General features: G+C 66.7%; 17 protein-coding genes and 1 pseudogene. 6 read left to right on the top strand and 12 right to left on the bottom strand.

Annotated elements, in window-relative coordinates; all coding sequences use genetic code 11:
* Positions 1-40 precede the first annotated feature (40 nt).
* From BM136_RS05565 to BM136_RS05545, 5 genes are read left to right on the top strand one after another with little or no spacing between them, the layout of a single operon-like run.
* Positions 41-1,867, top strand: coding sequence for a carbamoyltransferase family protein (locus tag BM136_RS05565; RefSeq protein ID WP_092970922.1), 1,827 nt, complete (start codon positions 41-43; stop codon positions 1,865-1,867).
* The gene (locus tag BM136_RS05560) at positions 1,864-2,916 is read left to right on the top strand and encodes a glycosyltransferase family 2 protein (protein WP_092970921.1); all 1,053 of its coding nucleotides are present in this window, start codon (positions 1,864-1,866) and stop codon (positions 2,914-2,916) included. The genes BM136_RS05565 and BM136_RS05560 overlap by 4 nt, the downstream gene beginning before the upstream one ends.
* Positions 2,913-4,058, top strand: coding sequence for a glycosyltransferase family 9 protein (locus tag BM136_RS05555; RefSeq protein ID WP_092970920.1), 1,146 nt, complete (start codon positions 2,913-2,915; stop codon positions 4,056-4,058). The genes BM136_RS05560 and BM136_RS05555 overlap by 4 nt, the downstream gene beginning before the upstream one ends.
* Positions 4,055-5,047 (top strand): glycosyltransferase, encoded by a 993-nt coding sequence (locus tag BM136_RS05550; protein ID WP_092970919.1) that lies wholly within the window; start codon positions 4,055-4,057, stop codon positions 5,045-5,047. Before BM136_RS05555 ends, BM136_RS05550 begins: the two co-directional genes overlap by 4 nt.
* Positions 5,044-6,066: a UDP-glucuronic acid decarboxylase family protein gene (locus BM136_RS05545; RefSeq protein ID WP_175537083.1), complete on the top strand. Its 1,023-nt coding sequence runs from the start codon at positions 5,044-5,046 to the stop codon at positions 6,064-6,066. Before BM136_RS05550 ends, BM136_RS05545 begins: the two co-directional genes overlap by 4 nt.
* Before the next feature lie 22 nt (positions 6,067-6,088).
* Here the strand turns inward: BM136_RS05545 and BM136_RS05540 are convergent, their stop codons facing one another.
* The 6 genes and pseudogenes from BM136_RS05540 to BM136_RS05515 form a co-directional block, all read right to left on the bottom strand.
* A complete protein-coding gene (locus tag BM136_RS05540; RefSeq protein ID WP_092970918.1) occupies positions 6,089-7,012 on the bottom strand; it encodes a glycosyltransferase family 2 protein in 924 nt (307 codons plus the stop codon).
* Positions 6,996-7,718, bottom strand: coding sequence for a PIG-L deacetylase family protein (locus BM136_RS05535; protein ID WP_092970917.1), 723 nt, complete (start codon positions 7,716-7,718; stop codon positions 6,996-6,998). The genes BM136_RS05540 and BM136_RS05535 overlap by 17 nt, the downstream gene beginning before the upstream one ends.
* Before the next feature lie 95 nt (positions 7,719-7,813).
* Positions 7,814-7,933: pseudogene (locus tag BM136_RS25575) on the bottom strand (glutathione-dependent formaldehyde dehydrogenase); the annotation flags it as partial.
* An 82-nt stretch (positions 7,934-8,015) separates the two neighbouring features.
* Entirely contained in the window at positions 8,016-9,287 is a 1,272-nt protein-coding gene (locus tag BM136_RS05525) for an Nramp family divalent metal transporter (RefSeq protein ID WP_092970915.1), read from the bottom strand.
* 7 nt (positions 9,288-9,294) lie between these two features.
* On the bottom strand, positions 9,295-9,552 hold the full coding sequence (locus tag BM136_RS05520; protein ID WP_092970914.1) for a hypothetical protein: 258 nt from the start codon (positions 9,550-9,552) through the stop codon (positions 9,295-9,297).
* A 35-nt stretch (positions 9,553-9,587) separates the two neighbouring features.
* On the bottom strand, positions 9,588-10,079 hold the full coding sequence (locus BM136_RS05515) for a DUF421 domain-containing protein (protein ID WP_092970913.1): 492 nt from the start codon (positions 10,077-10,079) through the stop codon (positions 9,588-9,590).
* A 156-nt stretch (positions 10,080-10,235) separates the two neighbouring features.
* On the opposite strand from BM136_RS05515, the gene BM136_RS05510 reads away from it, so the two are divergent.
* The gene (locus BM136_RS05510; protein ID WP_092971332.1) at positions 10,236-11,096 is read left to right on the top strand and encodes an SDR family oxidoreductase; all 861 of its coding nucleotides are present in this window, start codon (positions 10,236-10,238) and stop codon (positions 11,094-11,096) included.
* Positions 11,097-11,121: 25 nt separating this feature from the next.
* Here the strand turns inward: BM136_RS05510 and BM136_RS05505 are convergent, their stop codons facing one another.
* The 6 genes from BM136_RS05505 to BM136_RS05480 form a co-directional block, all read right to left on the bottom strand.
* Positions 11,122-12,258, bottom strand: coding sequence for a porin (locus BM136_RS05505; RefSeq protein ID WP_092970912.1), 1,137 nt, complete (start codon positions 12,256-12,258; stop codon positions 11,122-11,124).
* A 116-nt stretch (positions 12,259-12,374) separates the two neighbouring features.
* Positions 12,375-13,595: a 3-(3-hydroxy-phenyl)propionate transporter MhpT gene (mhpT, locus tag BM136_RS05500; RefSeq protein WP_092970911.1), complete on the bottom strand. Its 1,221-nt coding sequence runs from the start codon at positions 13,593-13,595 to the stop codon at positions 12,375-12,377.
* Positions 13,596-13,624: 29 nt separating this feature from the next.
* On the bottom strand, positions 13,625-15,373 hold the full coding sequence (locus BM136_RS05495) for a tannase/feruloyl esterase family alpha/beta hydrolase (RefSeq protein ID WP_092970910.1): 1,749 nt from the start codon (positions 15,371-15,373) through the stop codon (positions 13,625-13,627).
* 60 nt (positions 15,374-15,433) lie between these two features.
* Positions 15,434-17,338: a feruloyl-CoA synthase gene (locus BM136_RS05490; RefSeq protein ID WP_092970909.1), complete on the bottom strand. Its 1,905-nt coding sequence runs from the start codon at positions 17,336-17,338 to the stop codon at positions 15,434-15,436.
* Positions 17,339-17,419: 81 nt separating this feature from the next.
* Positions 17,420-18,883: an aldehyde dehydrogenase gene (locus BM136_RS05485; protein WP_092970908.1), complete on the bottom strand. Its 1,464-nt coding sequence runs from the start codon at positions 18,881-18,883 to the stop codon at positions 17,420-17,422.
* A 33-nt stretch (positions 18,884-18,916) separates the two neighbouring features.
* Positions 18,917-19,750: a p-hydroxycinnamoyl CoA hydratase/lyase gene (locus BM136_RS05480; RefSeq protein ID WP_027679713.1), complete on the bottom strand. Its 834-nt coding sequence runs from the start codon at positions 19,748-19,750 to the stop codon at positions 18,917-18,919.
* Between the last annotated feature and the right edge of the window lie 62 nt (positions 19,751-19,812).

Genomic DNA, 19,812 nt, shown 5'->3' with positions numbered 1-19,812 from the left:
CGTGACCTGTACTGACTGAATCGATTGACGGAGCCCCCGCATGGAAGCCAAACCGCTCTACACCCTCGGCATCAACGCGGCGTATCACGATTCTTCCGCTACGCTGGTGCGTGACGGTGTGGTGATTGCCGCCGCTGAAGACGAACGTTTCACGCACGTCAAGCACGCCAAGCGGCCGGTGCCGTTTTCCACCTGGCAGTTGCCGTATCACGCCATCGATTACTGCCTGGCCGAAGCCGGCATCGACCTCGCGCGTGTGGATCAGGTCGCGTATTCGCTGGACCCTGCCCTGCTGACCGACCTGCAGGCGCAAACCCATATCGCCCTGCCGCTGCAGCCTTCTGCCCAGATGGATCTGCCACCGGGCGCCGCGCCGTGGGACCCGCTGTTTCTCTCCTACGTATTGAACGCCCCGCGCCAACTGGCCGACGGCGCGCCGCATCATCTGCAGGCGCGCTTCGCCAACGTGAAGCACACCGGGCCGTTCCGCTGGTCGTTTGTCGAACATCACCTTGCGCACGAGGCCAGTGCGTTCCTGGCGGCACCGTTCGAAGACTGTGCCGTACTCACCATGGACGGCCGCGGCGAACGTGCGACGACTTCCTACGGCCTCTTCCGCGACGGCGAATACACGCGCCTGCAGCAAGTGGATCTGCCACATTCGCTCGGTCTGCTCTATGAAGAGGTGACGGACTATCTGGGCTTTCTGCGCTCGTCCGACGAGTACAAGGTGATGGCGCTGGCCTCATACGGAGAGCCGCGCTATGTCGACGCATTCCACGAGATGGTGCGGGTCGAGACCGACGGCCGCTACACCGTGGCACCGCTGCGCCTGGAAGAACGCTTCGGCCCGCCGCGCCAACGGGGCGGCCCAATGGAAGTGCGCCACTTTGACATTGCCCGCTCACTCCAGCAGGTGCTGGAAGAGACCGTGCTGACGATGAGCCAGTGGCTGCATCAGGCCACGGGCGCCCGCAATCTGGCCATGGCAGGCGGCGTGGCGCTGAACTGCGTGATGAACGCGCGCATACGCGACCGTGGTCCATTTGAGAACGTCTGGGTGCAACCGGCCGCAGGCGATGCAGGCACGTCGCTTGGCGCAGCGCTGTGGACGGATTACCAGACACGCGGCAACAAACAGCGCCTGTGGAAGATGGACCACGCCTATCTCGGCCCGTCGTATGCCGATGAAGAAATCGAGCAATTCCTTACGTGGTCGAAGCTGCCATTCGAGCGCCTGGACAACATTGCCGAGCAGACCGCCGAGTTGTTGGCGCAAGGGCAAGTGATCGGCTGGTTCCAGGGGCGCATGGAGTTCGGCCCGCGTGCGTTGGGTGCGCGCTCCATCCTGGCTTCGCCCATCCCTGCCGACATGCAGGCACGCCTGAACGAGATCAAGGACCGCGAGGACTTCCGCCCCGTCGCCCCGGTGGTCATGGAAGAACGCGCTGCCGACTGGTTTGTCGGTGCGCAATCTGCGCCGTTCATGCTGTTCATCTTCGACGTGCGGGAAGACCGCGCCACGCAGATCCCGGCCGTGCGCCACGTCGACGGCACCGCGCGCGTGCAGACCGTCAACCGGCGCCAGCATCCGCTGTACTACGACCTGCTGGCGGCGTTCGAGCGGCGCACCGGCGTGCCGATCCTGGTCAACACGTCGTTCAATACGCGCGGCGAGCCCATGGTCTGCAGCCCGCGCGATGCGGTGGAATCGTTCTGGACATCGCCGCTCGATGCGCTGGTGATCGGGCCGTTCCTGCTGCGCAAGACGGCCGTGCGCCCGGAGCAATCGCAGACCCAGGAAGACGGCGCCGTGCGCAATGTCGATGGGCTGCGGCGCGTTCCCGGCCTGGCGGGGGTCGCATGAACCAGCCAATGCCGTTCGACGTGTCATTGCTGACCCCGACGCAAGGGGCACCGGCGATGTCAGTCGTGATTGCCACATGGCGACGGCCGCAGATGCTGCAACGCTGCCTCGACGGCCTGCTGGCGCAAACGTTCGACGCGCGCCGGCTGGAGCTGGTGGTGGCTGACGATGGCCCCGACGACGCCACCCGTGCGGTCGTGGACGGCTTTGCTGCAGCGGCCCCCGGTTGGCGCGTGCGTTACGTGCCGGTGCGTGAGACGCAAGGCCCGGCGGCAGCCCGCAACCGCGGCTGGCAGGCCGCCACAGGCGACATCATCGCCTTCACCGACGACGACACGATCCCCGCACCCACCTGGCTGGCCGAAGGCTGGCGCACCATGACCACGCCCGAAGACGCTGCCAGTGCTGGCGGCGGCACCCCGCCCGATGCCGCGACCGGTGCTGTGCGCATGCCGTTGCCCACACGCCCCACCGACTACGAACGCGACGCCAGCGGCCTGACCCGGGCGGAGTTCGTCACCGCCAACTGCTTCGTGCGGCGCGCGATGCTGGCGCGCATCGGCGGCTTTGACGAGCGCTTCCGGCTGGCATGGCGTGAAGATTCCGATCTGCAGTTCCGCATCCTGGATGCGGGGGGGCGCATCGTGCAGGCACCGCGTGCATTGATGCACCACCCGGTGCGGCCGGCGCCATGGGGCGTGAGCGTGTCGCAGCAGCGCAAAGTGTTTTACGACGCGCTGCTCTACAAGAAGCACCCGCAGCGCTACCGCACACGCATCCGCCCGGTGCCGCCATGGCACTACTACGCCATGGGCGCCGCTGTGGTGATTGCGTTCGCTGCGCTGGCAGCCCATCGCCCTTGGGTGGCCGGTGCAGCTGCCATGGTCTGGCTGGCGCTCACGGTGCGCTTTACCGCCATGCGGCTTCACGGCACCGCGCACACGGTGCGGCATGTGCTTGAAATGTTTTGGACATCCATCGCCATTCCGCCGCTCGCGCTGTACTGGCGCCTGCGCGGCGCGTGGCATTTCCGGGTCTGGTTCCTATGACGTCCGCTGCTGAACTCCTGCGCGGCGCACGCCGCATTGCCGTCTTTCGCGCCCTGCAACTGGGCGACATGCTGTGCGCCGTACCTGCCTTGCACGCGTTGCGGGCCGCCGCGCCACAGGCACATATCACCCTCGTCGGGCTGCCATGGGCGCGTCAGTTCCAAGAGCGCTATGCCGATCTGCTAGACGACTTTGTCGCATTCCCCGGCGGCGACGGCTTTCCGGAAGCCGGGCCCGCCGATGGGGATGCCACGCATGCGTTCTATGCCGGGATGCGCTCCCGCTGCTTTGACGTCGCCATCCAGTTACACGGGAGCGGGCCGCAATCGACGGAAGTAGTCCGCCAGTTTGGCGCGCACCATGTATTCGGGTTTCAGCCTAATGGCGTGATTGCACGGCAGACCAATGCAGCGCTGCTTCCATGGCCGACGCAGTTGCCCGAGGCGCAACGCCTGCTGGCCCTGCTCATCCACCTGGGCGCGCCGACGGTGCCCGCCACGCCCGATTTTCCGCTCGGGCGCGAAGACTATGCCGAAGCCCTCGCTCTGCTGCGCCACCACGCGCTGGACCGCGACCGCCTTGTCTGCCTGCACGCCGGTGCCCGCATGCCCACACGGCGCTGGTGGCCCGAGCGCTTTGCCGCGGTGGCCGATACGCTCACCGTCAGTGGTTTTCATGTGGTGATGACAGGCGCGCCAGCGGAGGCGGCGCTCGTTGAAGAGGTCCGCAGCCACATGCGCCAGCGCGCGGCTTCGGTGGTGGGGCAGACCTCGCTGGGCGGGCTGGCGGCGCTGCTGCGGCTGGCACGCCTGCTGATCTGCAACGACACCGGCGTCTCGCACGTGGCGGCGGCGGTGCGCGCGCCCAGCCTTGTCATCGCCTGCGGCAGCGACGTGGATCGCTGGGCGCCGGCAGACCGCACGCTGCATCGCGTGCTGGCGGCGCACCCGCCCTGCCGGCCTTGCATGCACTGGACATGCCCCACGGGCCATGAATGCGCACGCGATGTGACCGTGCACCAGGTGCTGGACGCCGCCTATGCCGCGCTGTTCGACCCCGATGTGCACCTGCGCGCGTCGCACGCGCCGCAGCCGGCCGACACCCAGACCGCATCGCACACGATCGAGAACTCGACTTCATGAACCACCCGACGCGACAACGCCTGCGCATCCTGACGTGGCACGTGCACGGCAACTACCTGTATTACCTGTCGCAGGTGCCGCACGACTTCTATCTTGTTACGCGGCCGCCCGATGCGGCTGGGCGGGTGCCGCCCGGTTATGCGGGCAAGGTTGGCGCGCTGCCCTGGGGTGACAACGTGCACGAGGTGCCGTTCGACGCCGTTGCCGGGCAACACTTCGATGCGGTGCTGTATCAATCGCGCGCCCAATGGGAAGACGATCGCCTGACTGTGCTCAGCGCCGCCCAGCGCGCGCTGCCGACGATCTACCTTGAGCACGATCCCCCGCAGGAACACCCCACCAACACGCGACACTGGGTGCAAGACCCCAATGTGCTGCTGGTGCACGTGACCCCGTTCAACGCGCTGATGTGGGACAGCGGCATTACGCCCACACGCGTGATTGAACATGGTGTGCACCTGCCCGTGCCGGCGCGCTACAGCGGCGAACTGGAGCGCGGCATTGTCGTCGTCAACCATCTGCACAAGCGCGGGCGGCGGCTCGGCGCAGACGTGTTCCTGTCGCTGCGTCAGCGTGTGCCGCTCGACTTGGTCGGCATGGGCGCCGATGCGGCAGGCGGCATCGGCGAGGTGGGCAATCTCGACCTGCCCGCCTTCTGCGCGCGCTATCGCTTCTTCTTCAACCCGATCCGCTATACCAGCCTGGGCTTGGCTGTGGTGGAAGCCATGACCATCGGTATGCCGATCATTGGTCTGGCGACCACCGAAATGAGCACCGTCATCCGCAACGGCCACAACGGCTATGTCGATACCAGCCCCGATGCGCTGGCCGGTGTCATGCAGACGCTGCTGCGCGACCCGGCGCTTGCCCGCCGCTGGGGCGACGCCGCACGCGAGACGGCGCGCACACGTTTTGGCATCGACCGCTTTGTCGCCGATTGGCTGAACGCGTTTGCCACCGTCATGGAAAACAGAAGGGAGGCGGCATGAGACACCACGGCGACGCACATCACCCCGGCCACCCTCAACCGCACCAAAATTGGCGCGATCAACGCCGCGTGCTGGTCACGGGCGGCGCGGGCTTTCTCGGCTCGCACCTGTGCGACCGCCTGCTGCGCGACGGGCATGACGTGCTGTGCGTCGACAACTTCTACACCGGCACCAAGCGCAACATCGCCCACCTGCTGGGGCACCCGCGCTTCGAGGTGCTGCGCCATGACGTGACCTTCCCGCTGTATGTGGAGGTGGACGACATCTACAACCTCGCCTGCCCGGCATCCCCCATCCACTACCAGCACGACCCCGTGCAGACCACCAAGACCAGCGTGCACGGCGCGATCAACATGCTGGGACTGGCCAAGCGCGTGGGCGCGCGCATCCTGCAAGCGTCAACCAGCGAGGTGTATGGCGACCCCCATGAACATCCGCAAACCGAGCGCTACTGGGGCAACGTCAACCCCATCGGCGTGCGCTCGTGCTACGACGAAGGCAAGCGTTGCGCCGAGACACTGTTCATGGATTACCGCCGCCAGCATGGCCTCGACGTCAAGGTGGCGCGCATCTTCAACACCTACGGCCCGCGCATGCACCCGAACGACGGGCGCGTGATCTCCAACTTCATCATGCAGGCGCTGGCCGGCGAGCCCATCACGCTCTATGGCGATGGCCGCCAGACGCGGGCCTTCTGTTACGTGGATGATCTGATCGACGCACTCGTGCGATTGATGAACACGCCAGCGGAATTTGCAGGGCCGGTCAACCTGGGAAACCCCGTTGAAATGAGCATGCTCGACATAGCGCAGCAGATCGTTGCGTGCACACGCTCGACCTCGGAACTGGTGTTCCACCCGTTACCGCAAGACGACCCCACGCAGCGCTGCCCTGACATCGCGCTGGCGCGCGAGGCGCTCGGCTGGGAGCCCCACACCGCGCTGGAGGTGGGACTGGCGCGCACGGTGGAGTATTTCCGACAGCAGTTCTTCCTCGCGCCGATGCCCGTGCTGGCCTGACCTTCTGCGCCGCCCCCCTGCGTTAGCCAACCGACAGCGTGGGGATGGCGCGGCGGCGCTGGCGGTCTGCGTCCATCTGCCGCCACAGCGCGACAGTGGAGGGCTGAACGGCATGTCTGCGCAACAAGGTACGTGGCAGGCGTACCAGCGCAGCGGGCAACGCTTCTGCGAGCACACCTTGTTCGGCCATCGCACGTATCGCCCGGCCGGTAACCCGCCACGCGAGGTCCAGCGGCAACCGCAGCCAGGCGCTCAGCAATTCGTTGCGCGTCAGCAGCGCGCGCCGCTGCATCACGTCACGCACCGGCGATGGGTTGTGGTGCGTGACCACCTCCCGGCAGTAGACGATGCGCCAGCCGGTGTCGACCAGGTCGAGCGCGAGCACGCTTTCTTCTCCGCCGATAAAGAGGTCGCGCCGGTAGCCGCCTGCCTCGGTAAATGCGCGCGTACGCGCCACGCACGCCCCGGCCATGAAGCCGAGCAGCGCGGGGCCCGGCAGGCCGTCGGCGGGCAGTGTGCTGGCGGCCATGGGTTCGCACGCGGTGTCGTCGCGGCGCGTGGGGCCGACCACGACATGCGCCGCCACCACGCCTACCGACGGATACCGCTGCAGCACATCCACCGCGCGCGCCACCGAGCCGGGCAGCCATGCGGTGTCGTCATCGCAAAAGGCAACGTACGGCGTATCGACGGTGGCCACGCCAAAGTTGCGGCCGGCTGCGCCGTAGTTGCGCGGCAAACGCACGAGCGCAACCTCGGGAAAGCGGGTGGCGATCTTGTCAGCGGTGCCGTCGGTCGAGCCGTTGTCGACCGCCACGATGGGCCAGGGTTCATCCAGGGCGGCCAACTTCTCCAGCGTCTCCAGCACAGTGGCCGCCCGGTTATACGTCAGCACGACGATGGAACACGGTACTTGCGCCTTGCGGGCGTCATCCAGGGGTTGCATGATCGGATTCTCCTTGCTTGGGTTCCAGCTGCCAGAAGCGTTCAGGCTGGTGCAGATCTTCCACACCACCCGGCCCAAAGGCGCGCAACTGACTGGCGTAACAGGCGACGGCGCGGCGCTTCTGGCGGCCATCGGCCGCCGTGGTGGGCGACACGGGCGTGGCAACGATGCCCTGGGCCGCCAACGCAACGATGCGCTCCTGCACGACGCCACGCCCGCGCCGGTACAGCGCATCTTCATACCCGATCCAGAGGCGCTCCGGCAGCTTGTGCATCAGCATCAGGGCCGCTTCGTGCACAAGCACGTGATCGCTATGGAACAGCCCCAGCGGCACAAACACCGCCTGTGCCGAGCGCGTCTGCACCAACCGGTGTAGCGCGCGCTCCAGCTCCGTCACGGCAGGCGTCTGCCCGTACTGGCTGTCGCAAAAGCCGAGATGGTGAACGGTGGCGCTCACCTGCGCGTGCGCCTGTGCATCTTCCTGCCGGCGCGCGGCCACCGCTTCGTTGGAATCGGCAAAGCCCGCGTCGCGATCCCACACCGTCGACACGGGTGTGGCAGGTGCGCCGCCGAACACGGTGACGGTGCGACTGCCGTGATGCGCAGCCAGCAGGGCGCCGCACGAGAAGATCGCATCGTCAAAGTGCGGCGAGATCACCAGCACCGGCCCAAGGCGGGCGACGCGATCGTGCAGCTCCCGGCTCATGCCCGTGAGGCGCGGGGCGTGCGAGCGCCGTCAGTGGCTTGTGGGTCCAGCTTGACCTTCAACCACCCGGGCTGGCGCGCGTGGAAGGCGCGGTATGTGCCGCGCACGAAGTGCAGATCCGTACCGCAGATGGCGTCGGTTGGCTCGCGCAGTGTCGGTTCGGGCACGTCTTCCAGACGAATGCCCCCGATGCCGTGGAATACAACAGCTTTCATGATTGACCCCTGGTTGGTGAACAGGACATCGCACCTGTTGCGCGGTTTCGCCCTAGACACGCAACCCCGGTGCCTGCCCCTTTTACGAACCGCGCACAGCCAGTACGAAGAACAGCAACGTGCTGGCGCACATGCACAGGGTCGCCACCCAGGCGGTGCCATGCAGCAGCCGTGAGCTGGGGAACGGCCCCATCACGGACTTGCGGCGCGACATCAGTTGCAGCATCACCATGACGGGCGTGGCCGCCACGCCATTGAGCACGGCTGCCCAGTACAGCAGCTTGAACGGCTCGATGGGCAGGAACACCATCACCGTGGCCACCGCCATCACAAGCGCCAGGAACAGATAGAACTTGGGCGCGCGGTGCACCTTGGCCTCCAGGCTGCTGTGCCACTGGAAGGCTTCAGCAGCGGCATAGGCGGCAGAGCCCGCCAGCACCGGCACCGCCAGCAGCCCCGTGCCGATCACGCCCACGGCAAACAATGCCTGCGCAAATGGGCCAGCCACGGGCTTGAGCGCTTCGGCGGCCTGGGCGCAGGTCTCGATTTGCGTGACGCCGTGCGTGTGCAGTGCGTAAGCGGCCGTCAGCATGATGCAAAAGGCGATCAGCGCCGATACCACCATCCCGACCGTGGTGTCGATACGGATGCGTGCAAGCTGATCCTTCGCCTGCCAAGGCGCTTTCTTGAGCGGCGCTTCGTCTTCGGCCAGCCGCGTCTCTTCGACTTCGCCCGCGGCCTGCCACACAAACAGATAGGGGCTGATGGTGGTGCCGAACACCGCCACCAGCGTCATTGCATAGTCTTTCGACCAATGCAGCCGGGGCACCACGGTGTCGTGCAGCGCGTGCGCCCAGTCCACCTTCACGACAAACGCCGTGGCCACATATGCCAGCAGTGACAGCGCCGTCCACTGCAGATAGCGCGCATAGCGGCGGTACGGCATCCAGACCTGCAGCGCGAGCGTGAAGATGGCAAACAGGCAGGCATACCACGCTGTCGAACCACCCAGAAGCAGGCGCACGCTGTCGCCCATGGCCGCAATGTCAGCCCCCACGTTGATGATGTTGGCAAGCGTCACCAGTGCCACAAATGCATAGGCGAGCCACGGCGACTGATGCCGCCGGATGTTGGCGACCACGCCCTGGCCGGACACGCGCCCCAAGCGGGCACTGACGAGCTGGATGGAAATCATCAGGGGCAGGGTCAGCAACAGCGTCCACAGCATGCCGGTACCCATCTGCGCGCCGGCCTGCGCATAGGTAGCGATCCCGCTCGGATCGTCATCAGCCGCGCCGGTGATCAGGCCGGGCCCCAACCGGCGGTACCACGGGGCGTCGTCTGCGGCCGGCACGTTGCGCTCAGCTGCGATTGTCTGTGGGCGGCGCGTCGGTGGTCTGGTCGCCCGGGTCGTGCAGCTTGTCGCGTGTGATGCCAGGTGGCACCTCGCCCTGGCGCAGCGTGTCGTGCCGGCTTTGCGGCTTGGGTGCCGTGCTGCCGGTGCGGCCCACTTCCGCAATGGCCGGCCGGTCGCCGGGCTTGCGGTGCGATTCGGCCTGTCCCCAATCAGCCTTGCGTTGTTCGGCGTCTCGGTTTTCCTTCTGTTGCTTGTCTCGCATGATTGGCTCCGGTGTGCGGGTGCGGGTGTGCAAAATCAGCGGCGTTTGCGGATCAGGCTGACCTGTCCGTTGCGTTCCAGGATGGCGGCCTCTACATCATCGAGCGTGCGCGAGCCCAAGGTCTGGCGCACGCTCTCTTGCAAGTCGCCCACGGTGATGAGCGCCGCATCCATCTGGCCTTGGTCGAAGCGCCCTTCGCGATAGACCTCGCGCTCGCGGCCCGCGATGAGCCGGTCCAGCTTCGGCAGCCGCACGCACGCCCAGCCAAGAAGGCGGTGCACGGCCACCAGCGCGAGCGATGCCGACACCGTGGCCACAAACGGCGAGGCCCCGACAATCGCGCGACTCAGCGTCGCCCCGAGCAGCACGGCGACAACGAAATCGAACGGCGCACGCTGCCCGAACGAGCGTCGGCCCGACAGACGCACCAGCGCCAGCCCGATGGCGAACACAACCACCGCGCGCATCGCGGTTTGCAGCGGGTTGAGGTCCTTGCCTTCGCCAAACAGGAACAGCAGCGTGTCCATGGTGCCTCCCGTCGTCGATGTGGAGTCTGTTCCACCAGCAGAGCAAGCAGCGTGCCGCACGGCATGCACACGAGAGTGCACCCCACGCCACGTTCGAGCGCAATGGCATGCCGCGTGCTGAAAGCCGTGTATCCACTCTTTCATAGCGAGCCCGCCATGCCCGACCAGCCACAACAGCAACCGCCCCAGCATCAGGACCGCCAGCCCGGCACCGAGGGCGACATGACGCCGCATCCCCGCGCAGAGATGGAGGATTACGTCGGCAGCGGCAAGCTGACCGACAAGGTGGCCATCGTCACCGGCGGCGACAGCGGCATCGGACGCGCCGTCGCCATCGGCTTCGCCAAGGAAGGCGCCGACGTGCTGATCGCCTACCTCGATGAACACGACGATGCCAACCAGACCTGCCGCCTCGTACGCGCGACCGGCCGCCGCTGCGAAGCCATTGCTGGCGACCTGGGCGACGAAGCGCATGCCCGCGCGGTGGTCACGCAGGCGGCGGCCATGTTCGGCAAGATCGACATCGTGGTCAGCAATGCAGCAGAACAGCATCCACAGCAGAGCCTGGCCGACATCGATGCCGCGCAGCTGGAACGCACGTTCCGCACGAACGTCTTTGCGATGTTCTATTTGATTCGCGCGGCGCTGCCGCACCTGCATGAAGGCGCGCGAATCATCACCACGACGTCAGTCACGGCGTTTCGCGGCAGCGGGCATCTGGTGGACTACGCCGCCACCAAGGGCGCGATCGTGGCGTTCACGCGCTCACTGGCGCAGCAGTTGGCGGACAAGGGCATCCTCGTGAACGCCGTGGCACCGGGACCGATCTGGACACCGTTGATCCCGTCCACCTTCGATGCCGAGCACGTCGCCAAGTTTGGCAGCCAGGAGCCATTGGGCCGGGCCGGCCAGCCGGATGAAGTGGCGCCCTGCTACATCTTTCTCGCGTCTGCCGATGCGAGCTATATGACGGGGCAAACGCTGCATCCGAATGGGGGGGAGATCGTCAATGGGTGACGGGGCTCTCCCCCCTTCCACCTCATCAAAACGCCGTCCGCATCCCCACCATCGCGCCGAGCTGGTTGACGCCCTTGGCCGGCGTGGTGCCGCCACCGCCGCCGCTGACGGAATACTGCGCGTTGGCACTGTTCCAGAGATAGCCCGTCTGCGCGTAGAGCGCCGTGCGCTTGGACAACGCATAGACGCCGCGCAGCACAGCCATCGTAGCGCTACGGCTCTGGTCAGCGTTGACCAGGCGGATCAGGCCTGCATCAAGCGTGAGTGCACCCGTGAGCGGATAGCTGCCGTTGACGAAGTACAGGTTGGAACGGACGTCGCCGGCAACGGCCTGCACGTGGCGACCGATCCAGCCCACGCCGAGCTTGGCGTTGCCGAGTTTCACGTAGCCGTTGGCGACGATGCGGCGGTCCTTGTCGCCCGCATCGGTGAACGCGATGGGCGCGCTGCCGTTGAAGAACGATGCGGTGGCGCCCGTGCCGCCGCGTTGCTCTTCGTAGGCGCCGGCCACGCCAAAGGTGGCGGCGTCGTACTTCACCATGGCCGACATGGCGCGGCATGCCGATGCATTGCCCGCTACCTCTCCCGCACAGGTGCCGGACGCCGGCACACCGCCCGCCGCATCGCGGCCGAACGAATACGTGGCGCCGACTGTCAGCCCGCTGAAGGTGCCCTTGTAGGCGATGGTGTTGTCTGTGCGGGCGTTGGGAATGTAGGCATCCTGTGACCCGATGGCGTACTGGCTGGGGCCGAGAATGTCAGCATCGGCCAGCGACAGAAACACCATGCTGTACTGCCGGCCCAGCGTGACGGTGCCGTAATCACTTGCGAGCCCGACCCACGCCTGCCGGCCGAAGAGACGACCGCCCTGACCGGAAGTGCCGGTGTCGGTGTTGAAACCACTCTCCAGGGTGAACACGGCCTTCATGCCGTTGCCCAGGTCTTCAGCGCCGCGCAGGCCCCAGCGCGAGGGCAACGTTCCCGTCACCGATGGGATGCGTGTGAGGCCATTGCCGTTGGCGTTGGCATGGCTGACGTATTCGATGCCCGTATCAATCAGGCCGTAAAGCGTGACGCTCTGTGCGTTGGCGGCGCCGCTGGCGAGTGCGCACGTAGCCGCGGCCAGCGCGAGACAGTGCGTACGCAAGGTGGTGGTTTGCATATGGGGCCCCTCCTAGGGTCGAGCCGGTCCCGCCCCCCATGTCTGGCGGGCCGGCAGTTTGGAATGCGTGGAAGGCGCCGTCCGGGCGGACGGCGCGAGAAAGAAGAACCGCTGTGTCAGTCCTGCACGCGCGGCCGCTTGAGCAGCAGCAACGCCGCCAACGCCGCAACAACGGTGACGGGGATGCTCGCGCCGATGATGGTGGTGGCGTGCTGCCCCATCGCCAGCAACTGGCCCGCCAGCAGCGGCCCCGCAATTGAGCCCAGCCGGCCCACCGCCACCGCCGCGCCCACGCCGGTGCCGCGAACGACGGTCGGGTAATAGGCCGCCGCGAGCGCGTATAGCACCGACTGCGCGCCGATCACAAACAGCCCGGCCATGAAGGCTCCCGCCGACATCGATGCCATGCCGCCCGCCGCCGCCAGCAACGACAGCGCCGCGATGATGCCGACATACATGCCCGACACCACCCAGCGCGGGCGCGCCGCGTCCATCAGCATGCCAATACCCAGCGCACCCGCACCGCCACCGATGTTGAACAGGATCTGCACCATGCCCACCTGCGGCCGGGTCAGCCCCTGCGCGGCCATCAGCGAAGGCAGCCAGTTGAGCAGGAAATACAGCACGATCAGCGTGAAGAAATAGCTGACCCACAGGAATAGCGTGGCGGCCGTCCGACGCTCGCCAAACAGTGCCCACGACACGGGCGGTGGCTGAATGGCGCCACGCTGTGCGCCGTCGAACCGGCGCGATTCCTGCAGCGTCAGCAGCAACGGCACCACCACCAGCGGGCCAAAGCCGCCCACGTAGAAGATGTGGCGCCAGCCGGAATCGCCCGCGCTCAACATGCCGACCACCGCAGCAATGGCACCGCCAAACGGGATGCCGCAATACATCACACTCACGGCGGTGTTGCGCAGGCGCGTGGGTACCGCTTCAGCACACAGTGCGATCAGGTTGGGCATGGCAGCGCCCAGGCCGATACCGGTGGCCACGCGAATCATCAGCAGGCTGTTGAAATCCCACACGTGCGCGGTGGCGATTGAAAAAATGCCAAACAGCGCCGTGGCCAGGATCAGCACGCGCTTGCGGCCGATGCGGTCGGCCAGGCGGCCGCCCAGCATGGCACCCGGCAACAGGCCGAACGTGCCGGCGCTGAAGGCCAGGCCCATCTGCCCGACCGACAGGCCGAACTCGCGCGCCATGCGCGGCGCGGCCACACCGATGGATTGCAGATCGAGCCCTTCAAGCAGTGCAACGATGAAGCACAGCCCGAGGGTCATGGCGACACCAGGGCCAACGTTCTCCCGGGTCAATGTCGTGGTGGTGGTTTGCATGGCGTCTCCTTCCGGATGTTGGGCGGCCGTCATTGGCAACTGAAGCTCGACGCGTCGTTGATGTTGCCGGTGCCCGTATAGCGGGCGTTCTTCGGGTATGCACACAGGGGGCGTGTGCGGTCGTGGCCAGCGGCATTCCAGTCGCTGGGCACTTCGGCATTGGGCACGGCGTTGGCAGGGCCGCGCGCGGTGGCGACCACGCTGTCAGGCGCCACGCCGTGTTCCACCCAGGCCACCAGTGGCGTGAGCATGTCGAACTGGTCGGCGGTGGGGCCGCCCGCGCAGTGGTTCATGCCGGGCACCGGATAGAAGCGCGCGAAGTTGCTGGCGTCGCCGCCGTTGGCTGCAGCCAGGCGCTGGTACCAGTCCGTCGTGTCGTCGGACGAGAACACCGGGTCGCTCGTGCCGTGATAGACCATCAGCTTGGCGCCGCGCCCCTTGAGCGTGCCGAGGTTGGTTTCATCCGGCGGCGTCATGAACGACCAGGCGGATTCGGTGTACGTGGCGTCGGTGGCGAAGATCTTCGGCGCGTCGGTGTCCATGTTGAACGCCAGGCCATACGCGGTGAGCGACGTGATGGCGGACGCCGGCTGCGGCGTGGTCGTAAACACGAACGCCAGGGCTGCGGGATCCAGCTGGATCGAGTTGCCTTGCTTCCAGGCTGCCCAGTTGCTGCCGCTGATGCCGGCGTCAAACGAAAAGCCCGAGTACAACGCCTGCCCCGCACTGTTGCGCGCGCCGGCAAACAGGTTGGCCATCACGGTCTTCTGCGCGGCGGTCAGGCAGGTGCCGTCGCGTGCCCCAGTGCAGGTCGGTACATCGTTGGCGAGGCTGAAGGCGGTCTGGCACGCCTTGAGGTTGTTGATCATGCCGTCGGTCGTGCCATCCAACGCGTCGCACTTGGCGAGCACGTGGCTGGCGACCATGGCGCGCTCCGTGGCGCTCAAGGACGTGGTGATGTCCGGAAAGCCGGCGCTGGTGTTGGCCGTGGCCACCGTCGCCAGTTGCTGGGCGCTGTACACCTCGTTGATGGCCGCCTTGGGCAGATGGAAGCCCGGGTCGCCTGCCACGATGCCGTCATACGCATTGGCCGACCGTGCGGCAGCCACCATCGCGTGGCGCCCGCCGTTGGAGCACCCGCCAAAGTAGCTGCGGTCCGGCGTCTTGCCGTACACCTGCGCGATCATCGACTTGGCCATCGGCGTGAGAGTGGCGACGGCGTTATAGCCGTAATCGAGGCGCGCCTGCGGGTCGCGCCCGAACAGCGGCACCTGGCTGCCGTTATGCCCCGCATCCGAACTGATCACGGCAAACCCCGAGCCCAGCGCACTGCTGACGGGCCCGCCACCCAACGCGCCCAGCGCGGTGGCCACCGCGCCATCCAGCCCGCCGTTGGCCTGGTAATAGAAGCGACCGTTCCACGCCTTGGGCAGGCGCATTTCAAAACCAATGGCGTACGTCTTGCCGTCTACCGGGCTCACGCGCATGTTCATGGTTCCGGTAATCAGGCAATGCTCGGGCACGGCGTTACCGCCCACGCTCAACGTGCCTGCCGCCACGGTGGAGATGGCAGTGATGCTGGTGTTGGCAAAACTCAGCTTGCCGGCAAAGCTCTCGCACGCGCTGGCGAGCGTCAAACCGGTGGCGGGCGTGAGCTGGGGCAGTTGCGATGCTTGCGACGTTGATGTGTCGCCTGTGCTGTCGTCGTTGCAGCCGGCGCAGCTCAGCGCGAGGGCGAGCGCGGCCAGCGCCATGCCCCGTGACATGACGGTCTTCATGAGTCTCCTCCTGGGTGGATGAACCGGTCTTTGCCGGTTGGGCGTAGTGCTGCGTTGGAATCAGCCCGCGCGAATCACCGCGGGATCGCCATCGCGATACAGCGTGTCGACCTGCTCGGCACGGTGGGCCAGCACGGCGCGCTGGTTGAGCGTGCCCTTGTCGGTGATCTCGCCGCGGTCGAGCGATGGCGGCACGTCAAGCAAGAGCAGTCGCGCCACGCGCGTGGCGCTGCCGGTGGCCGTGGCGTTCAGTTCGTGCAGCAGCGCGGCAAACGCGGCGCGCACGGCGGGGGCATCCAACAATTCGGCCACGCCCGCGGTGGGCGGCAGGCCAGACAGGCTGCGGCATCGCTCCACTTGCGGAAACACCAGCAAGCCGATGTCGTCACGGTTCATGCCGGCAATCACCACGTCCTGCACATACGGCGCGCCCGACGCGATTACGCGGGCGCGCAACGGCCCCACGCTCACGAAGGTTCCGGAGCTGAGCTTGAAGTCCTCCGCGATGCGGCCATCGAAGACGAGGCCTTTCTCGGGGTGCTCCGCATCGTAGAAACGCAGCGCGTCGCCGCTGCAGTAGTAGCCGTCTTCATCGAAGACCGGCGCGGCAGGCTCTTCGCCGAGGCGCCAGTAGCCACGCATGACGTGCGGCCCGCGAAAGCGCGCCTCCAGCTTGTCGCCCACGGGCACGAGCTTGAGTTCGCACCCCGGCGCCGGCGTGCCGACATAGCCCGAACGCATGATTGGCCGGGTCGTAAACAGGCAGCACGGCGAGGTCTCGGTCATGCCCAGCCCGGCCATGATGCGGATGCGCTCGCCGCAGTGCTGGCCGGTCACGCGCTCCAGCCGGTCCCATGCCTCTTGCGACAGCCCGGCACCGCCAAAGAAGTAGAGCTTCACGCGCGAGAAAAAGCGCTCGCGCAACGCCGGGTCCCGTTCCAGCGCCAGCGCGAGTTCTTCCCACCCCTTGGGCACATTGAAATACGCTGTGGGTGCGATCTCGTGCAGGTTGCGCAGGGTCTCGTCGAATTTGCCGGGCACGGGCCGGCCGTCATCGATGTAAAGCGTGCCGCCGTTGTAGAGCACGATGCCGACGTTGTGACTGCCGCCGAACGTGTGGTTCCAGGGCAGCCAGTCCACCAGCACCGGCGGCTCCTTGGCGAATTCGGGAATGGTCTGGCGCAGCATCTGCTGGTTGCTGCACAGCATGCGGTGCGTGGTCGGCACGGCCTTCGGTGCGCGTGTCGAGCCGGAGGTGAACAGCACCTTGACCAGCGTATCGGGGCCGGTTGCGGCCTGCGCGGCATCTGCCGTCGTCACGGGCGTCTGCAGCAGCGTGTCGAAGGCGGTGGCGCTGCGCCCGGGCAATGCGCCGTCGCGCGTGATGACCTCCACGCCGGCCGGCACCACCGCGCTGATGGCGTTGGCAAAGGCCGCGCCATCCGCTGCATAAACAAGCCCCGGCGTCAGCACGTCAAACACGTGGCGCAGCTTGCCGAAATCCGTCGACACCAATGCGTACGGCGGCGACACCGGCGCATACGGCACACCCGCCCACATGGCGCCCAGCGCCAGCTGCAAGTGCTCAAGATCGTTGCCGGACAGGATCGCCAGCGGGCGTTCGGTGGAGACACCGCGATCCAGCAACGCTTGGCCGATGGCGCGTGCGCGCTCCAGCATCTCGCGATACGTCAGCTTGATCCACGCGCCGTCTGCCCCGCGGCGTGCAGCCAGCACACGATCCGGATGGCGCTGAGCGCCCGCCACGAGGCAATCGGTCATGCGTTGCGGATGCTCGGCAAGCGCCTCGGTATTGCGCACGTGCCAGACACCGCGGTCGCGCACATCCATCTCGCAACGCGCAGGCGCATCGCTGACGGCAACCTGCCTGTATGGGTGATTTGGCACACCTGCCGGGGGCGGCGTGTGATGCCCGGTTTGAACCTGCCGGCCTTGAGCCTGCATTTCGACGTGATTCACGTCTTGTCTCCTGAATGCGCCGTCCGTTTTATGGTTGTGGTGGGCGGCTGCCGAACTTCAGATCGGTTAAATCGGATAGTGGCGCGGCGTATTCTGCAAGGTGATCCAGCGCAGCTCGGTAAATTCCGCAATCGACGCCTTGCCGCCAAACCGGCCATAGCCGCTGCTCTTCACGCCGCCAAACGGCATCTGCGCCTCGTCGTGCACGGTGGGGCCGTTGATATGGCAGATGCCCGATTCGATACGTTGCGCGACCCGCATGGCGCGCGACACATTGCGGCTGAACACGGCGGCCGACAAGCCGTATTCGCTGTCGTTTGCCAGGCAGATTGCCTCTTCATCGCCATCCACGCGCGCCACCGTCACCACGGGGCCGAACGATTCCTCGTTGTACAACCGCATGGCAGGCGTCACGCCATCCACGATGGCCGGCTGCACGATGGCGCCATCCATGTGCAAGCCGACGGGCAGCGCAGCGCCGTGCGCGCGGGCGTCTTCCACCAGCGCCTGCACGCGCCGGGCCGCATCCACGCTCACCATCGCGCCCAGTTGCGCGGTGGCGTCGGTCGGGTCACCTGCGCGAAGCGTGCGTGCCTTGGCGGCCAGCTTGTCGACGAGGGCATCGGCAATCTTGCGATCGACGATGACGCGTTCGGTCGACATGCAGATCTGCCCCTGGTTGAAGAATGCGCCAAATGCAATTGCTTCCACCGCGGCATCGAGGTCGGCATCGTCCAGCACCAGCACCGGCGCCTTGCCGCCCAGCTCCAGCAGCGCGGGCTTCAGGTGCCGCGCCGCGTGCTGCGCAATGATGCGCCCCACATGCGTCGAACCCGTGAAGTTCACGCGGCGCACGGCCGGATGCGCGATCAGGCGTTCCACCACCTGGGCGGCGTCGGCCGGGGCGTTGCTTATCACGTTGACCACGCCATCGCCCAGGCCGGCCTCCTGCAGTACGGTGCCGATGAGCCGATGCACGCCCGGACACATCTCCGATGCCTTGAGCACGACCGTGTTGCCGCATGCCAGCGGCATCGCAAGCGCACGCGTGCCCAGGATCACCGGCGCATTCCACGGCGCGATGCCGAGCACCACACCGCACGGCTGGCGCACGGCCATCGCAAAGTTGCCCGGCACATCCGACGGGATGACGCTGCCGTCGATCTGCGTGGTCATGGAGGCGGCTTCGCGCAGCATGTTGGCCGCCAGCATGACGTTGAAGCCGATCCAGTTGGGGCTGGCACCGGTTTCGGCGGCGCCCGCGCGGATGAATGCCTCGGTGTGCTGGTCCATCAAGTCGGCCGCCTTGAGCAGGCGCTTGCGGCGCTCACCCGGCGGTAGCGCTGCCCACGCGGGGAATGCACCGGCGGCAGCCTGCACGGCGGCGTCGGCATCTTCCAGCGTGGCAGCCGCCGCACGCGAGGCGACCGCGTCGTTGACTGGATTGCGGCGCTCGAAGATGGCACCGTTTGCGGCTGGCCGGTTTTGACCGCCGATGAGCAGGGTCACAAGCTGAGTCACGTCAGGCATGGGTTCGTCTCCGGGGGCGTTGGAGGGAGCGGATCAGGCGCGCTTGTATGCCTGCAGACCCGGCTTGATGGACTTGTCGTCCAGGAACTGCTTGAGGCCCTGCTCGCGGCCGCCCTCCGGGTCCCGCAGCGTGGCCTGGTCGAGCTTGGCGTACAGGTAGTCCTCGTTCTGCTCCCACGTCAGCTCGCGGCTGCGCTTGAAGCCGTGCTTGGCGGCACGCAGCACCACCGGGTTCTTCTCCAGCAGCTTCTCGGCCAGCGCCACGGTGCGCGCACGCAGGTGAGCGCGCGGCACGCTCTCGTTGACGAGGCCCATGGCGGCGGCCTGCTGGCCGGTGAAGGTCTCGCCGGTCATGATGTAGTAGAGCGCCTGACGGTGGCCGACGGTATCCGCCATGGCCTTGCTGACGAGGTTGCCCGGCGGGATGCCCCAGTTGATTTCCGACAGGCCGAAGGTGGCCTCGTCCGCCGCAATCGCCAGATCGCACGCCACCAGCGGCGAGAAGCCACCGCCGAAGCACCAGCCGTTGACCATCGCGATGGTCGGCTTGGCATACATGCGCAGCAGCTTCCATTGCCACTGGCAGGCGTCGCGGCGGATCTTCTCCTGCAGGATTTCCGGGCCGGCGTCGACTTCGCGGAAGTACTCCTTCAAATCCATGCCTGCCGTCCACGCATCGCCGGCGCCGGTCAACACCAGCACCTTGGCATCGGCATCCAGCTCCAGCGCTTCGAGCACCTGGATCATGTCCGAGTTGAGCGTCGGGCTCATGGCATTGCGCTTCTCGGGGCGGTTGAACGTCACCCATGCAATGCCCTGGTCCACCTTTACGTCCACGGTTTGCCAGCGCCCTTGGTAATCAGCCATTTCCGTCTCCTTGATCTGTCGGCTGCTTGAGACGCCCGCCGTCTTGTGTGCGGCGCGTCTCA

Source organism: Ralstonia sp. NFACC01, assembly GCF_900115545.1.
Taxonomy (GTDB): domain Bacteria; phylum Pseudomonadota; class Gammaproteobacteria; order Burkholderiales; family Burkholderiaceae; genus Ralstonia; species Ralstonia mojiangensis.
The sequence above is the reverse complement of the archived record's forward strand: the minus strand, read 5'-3'. Positions and strand labels throughout refer to the sequence as shown.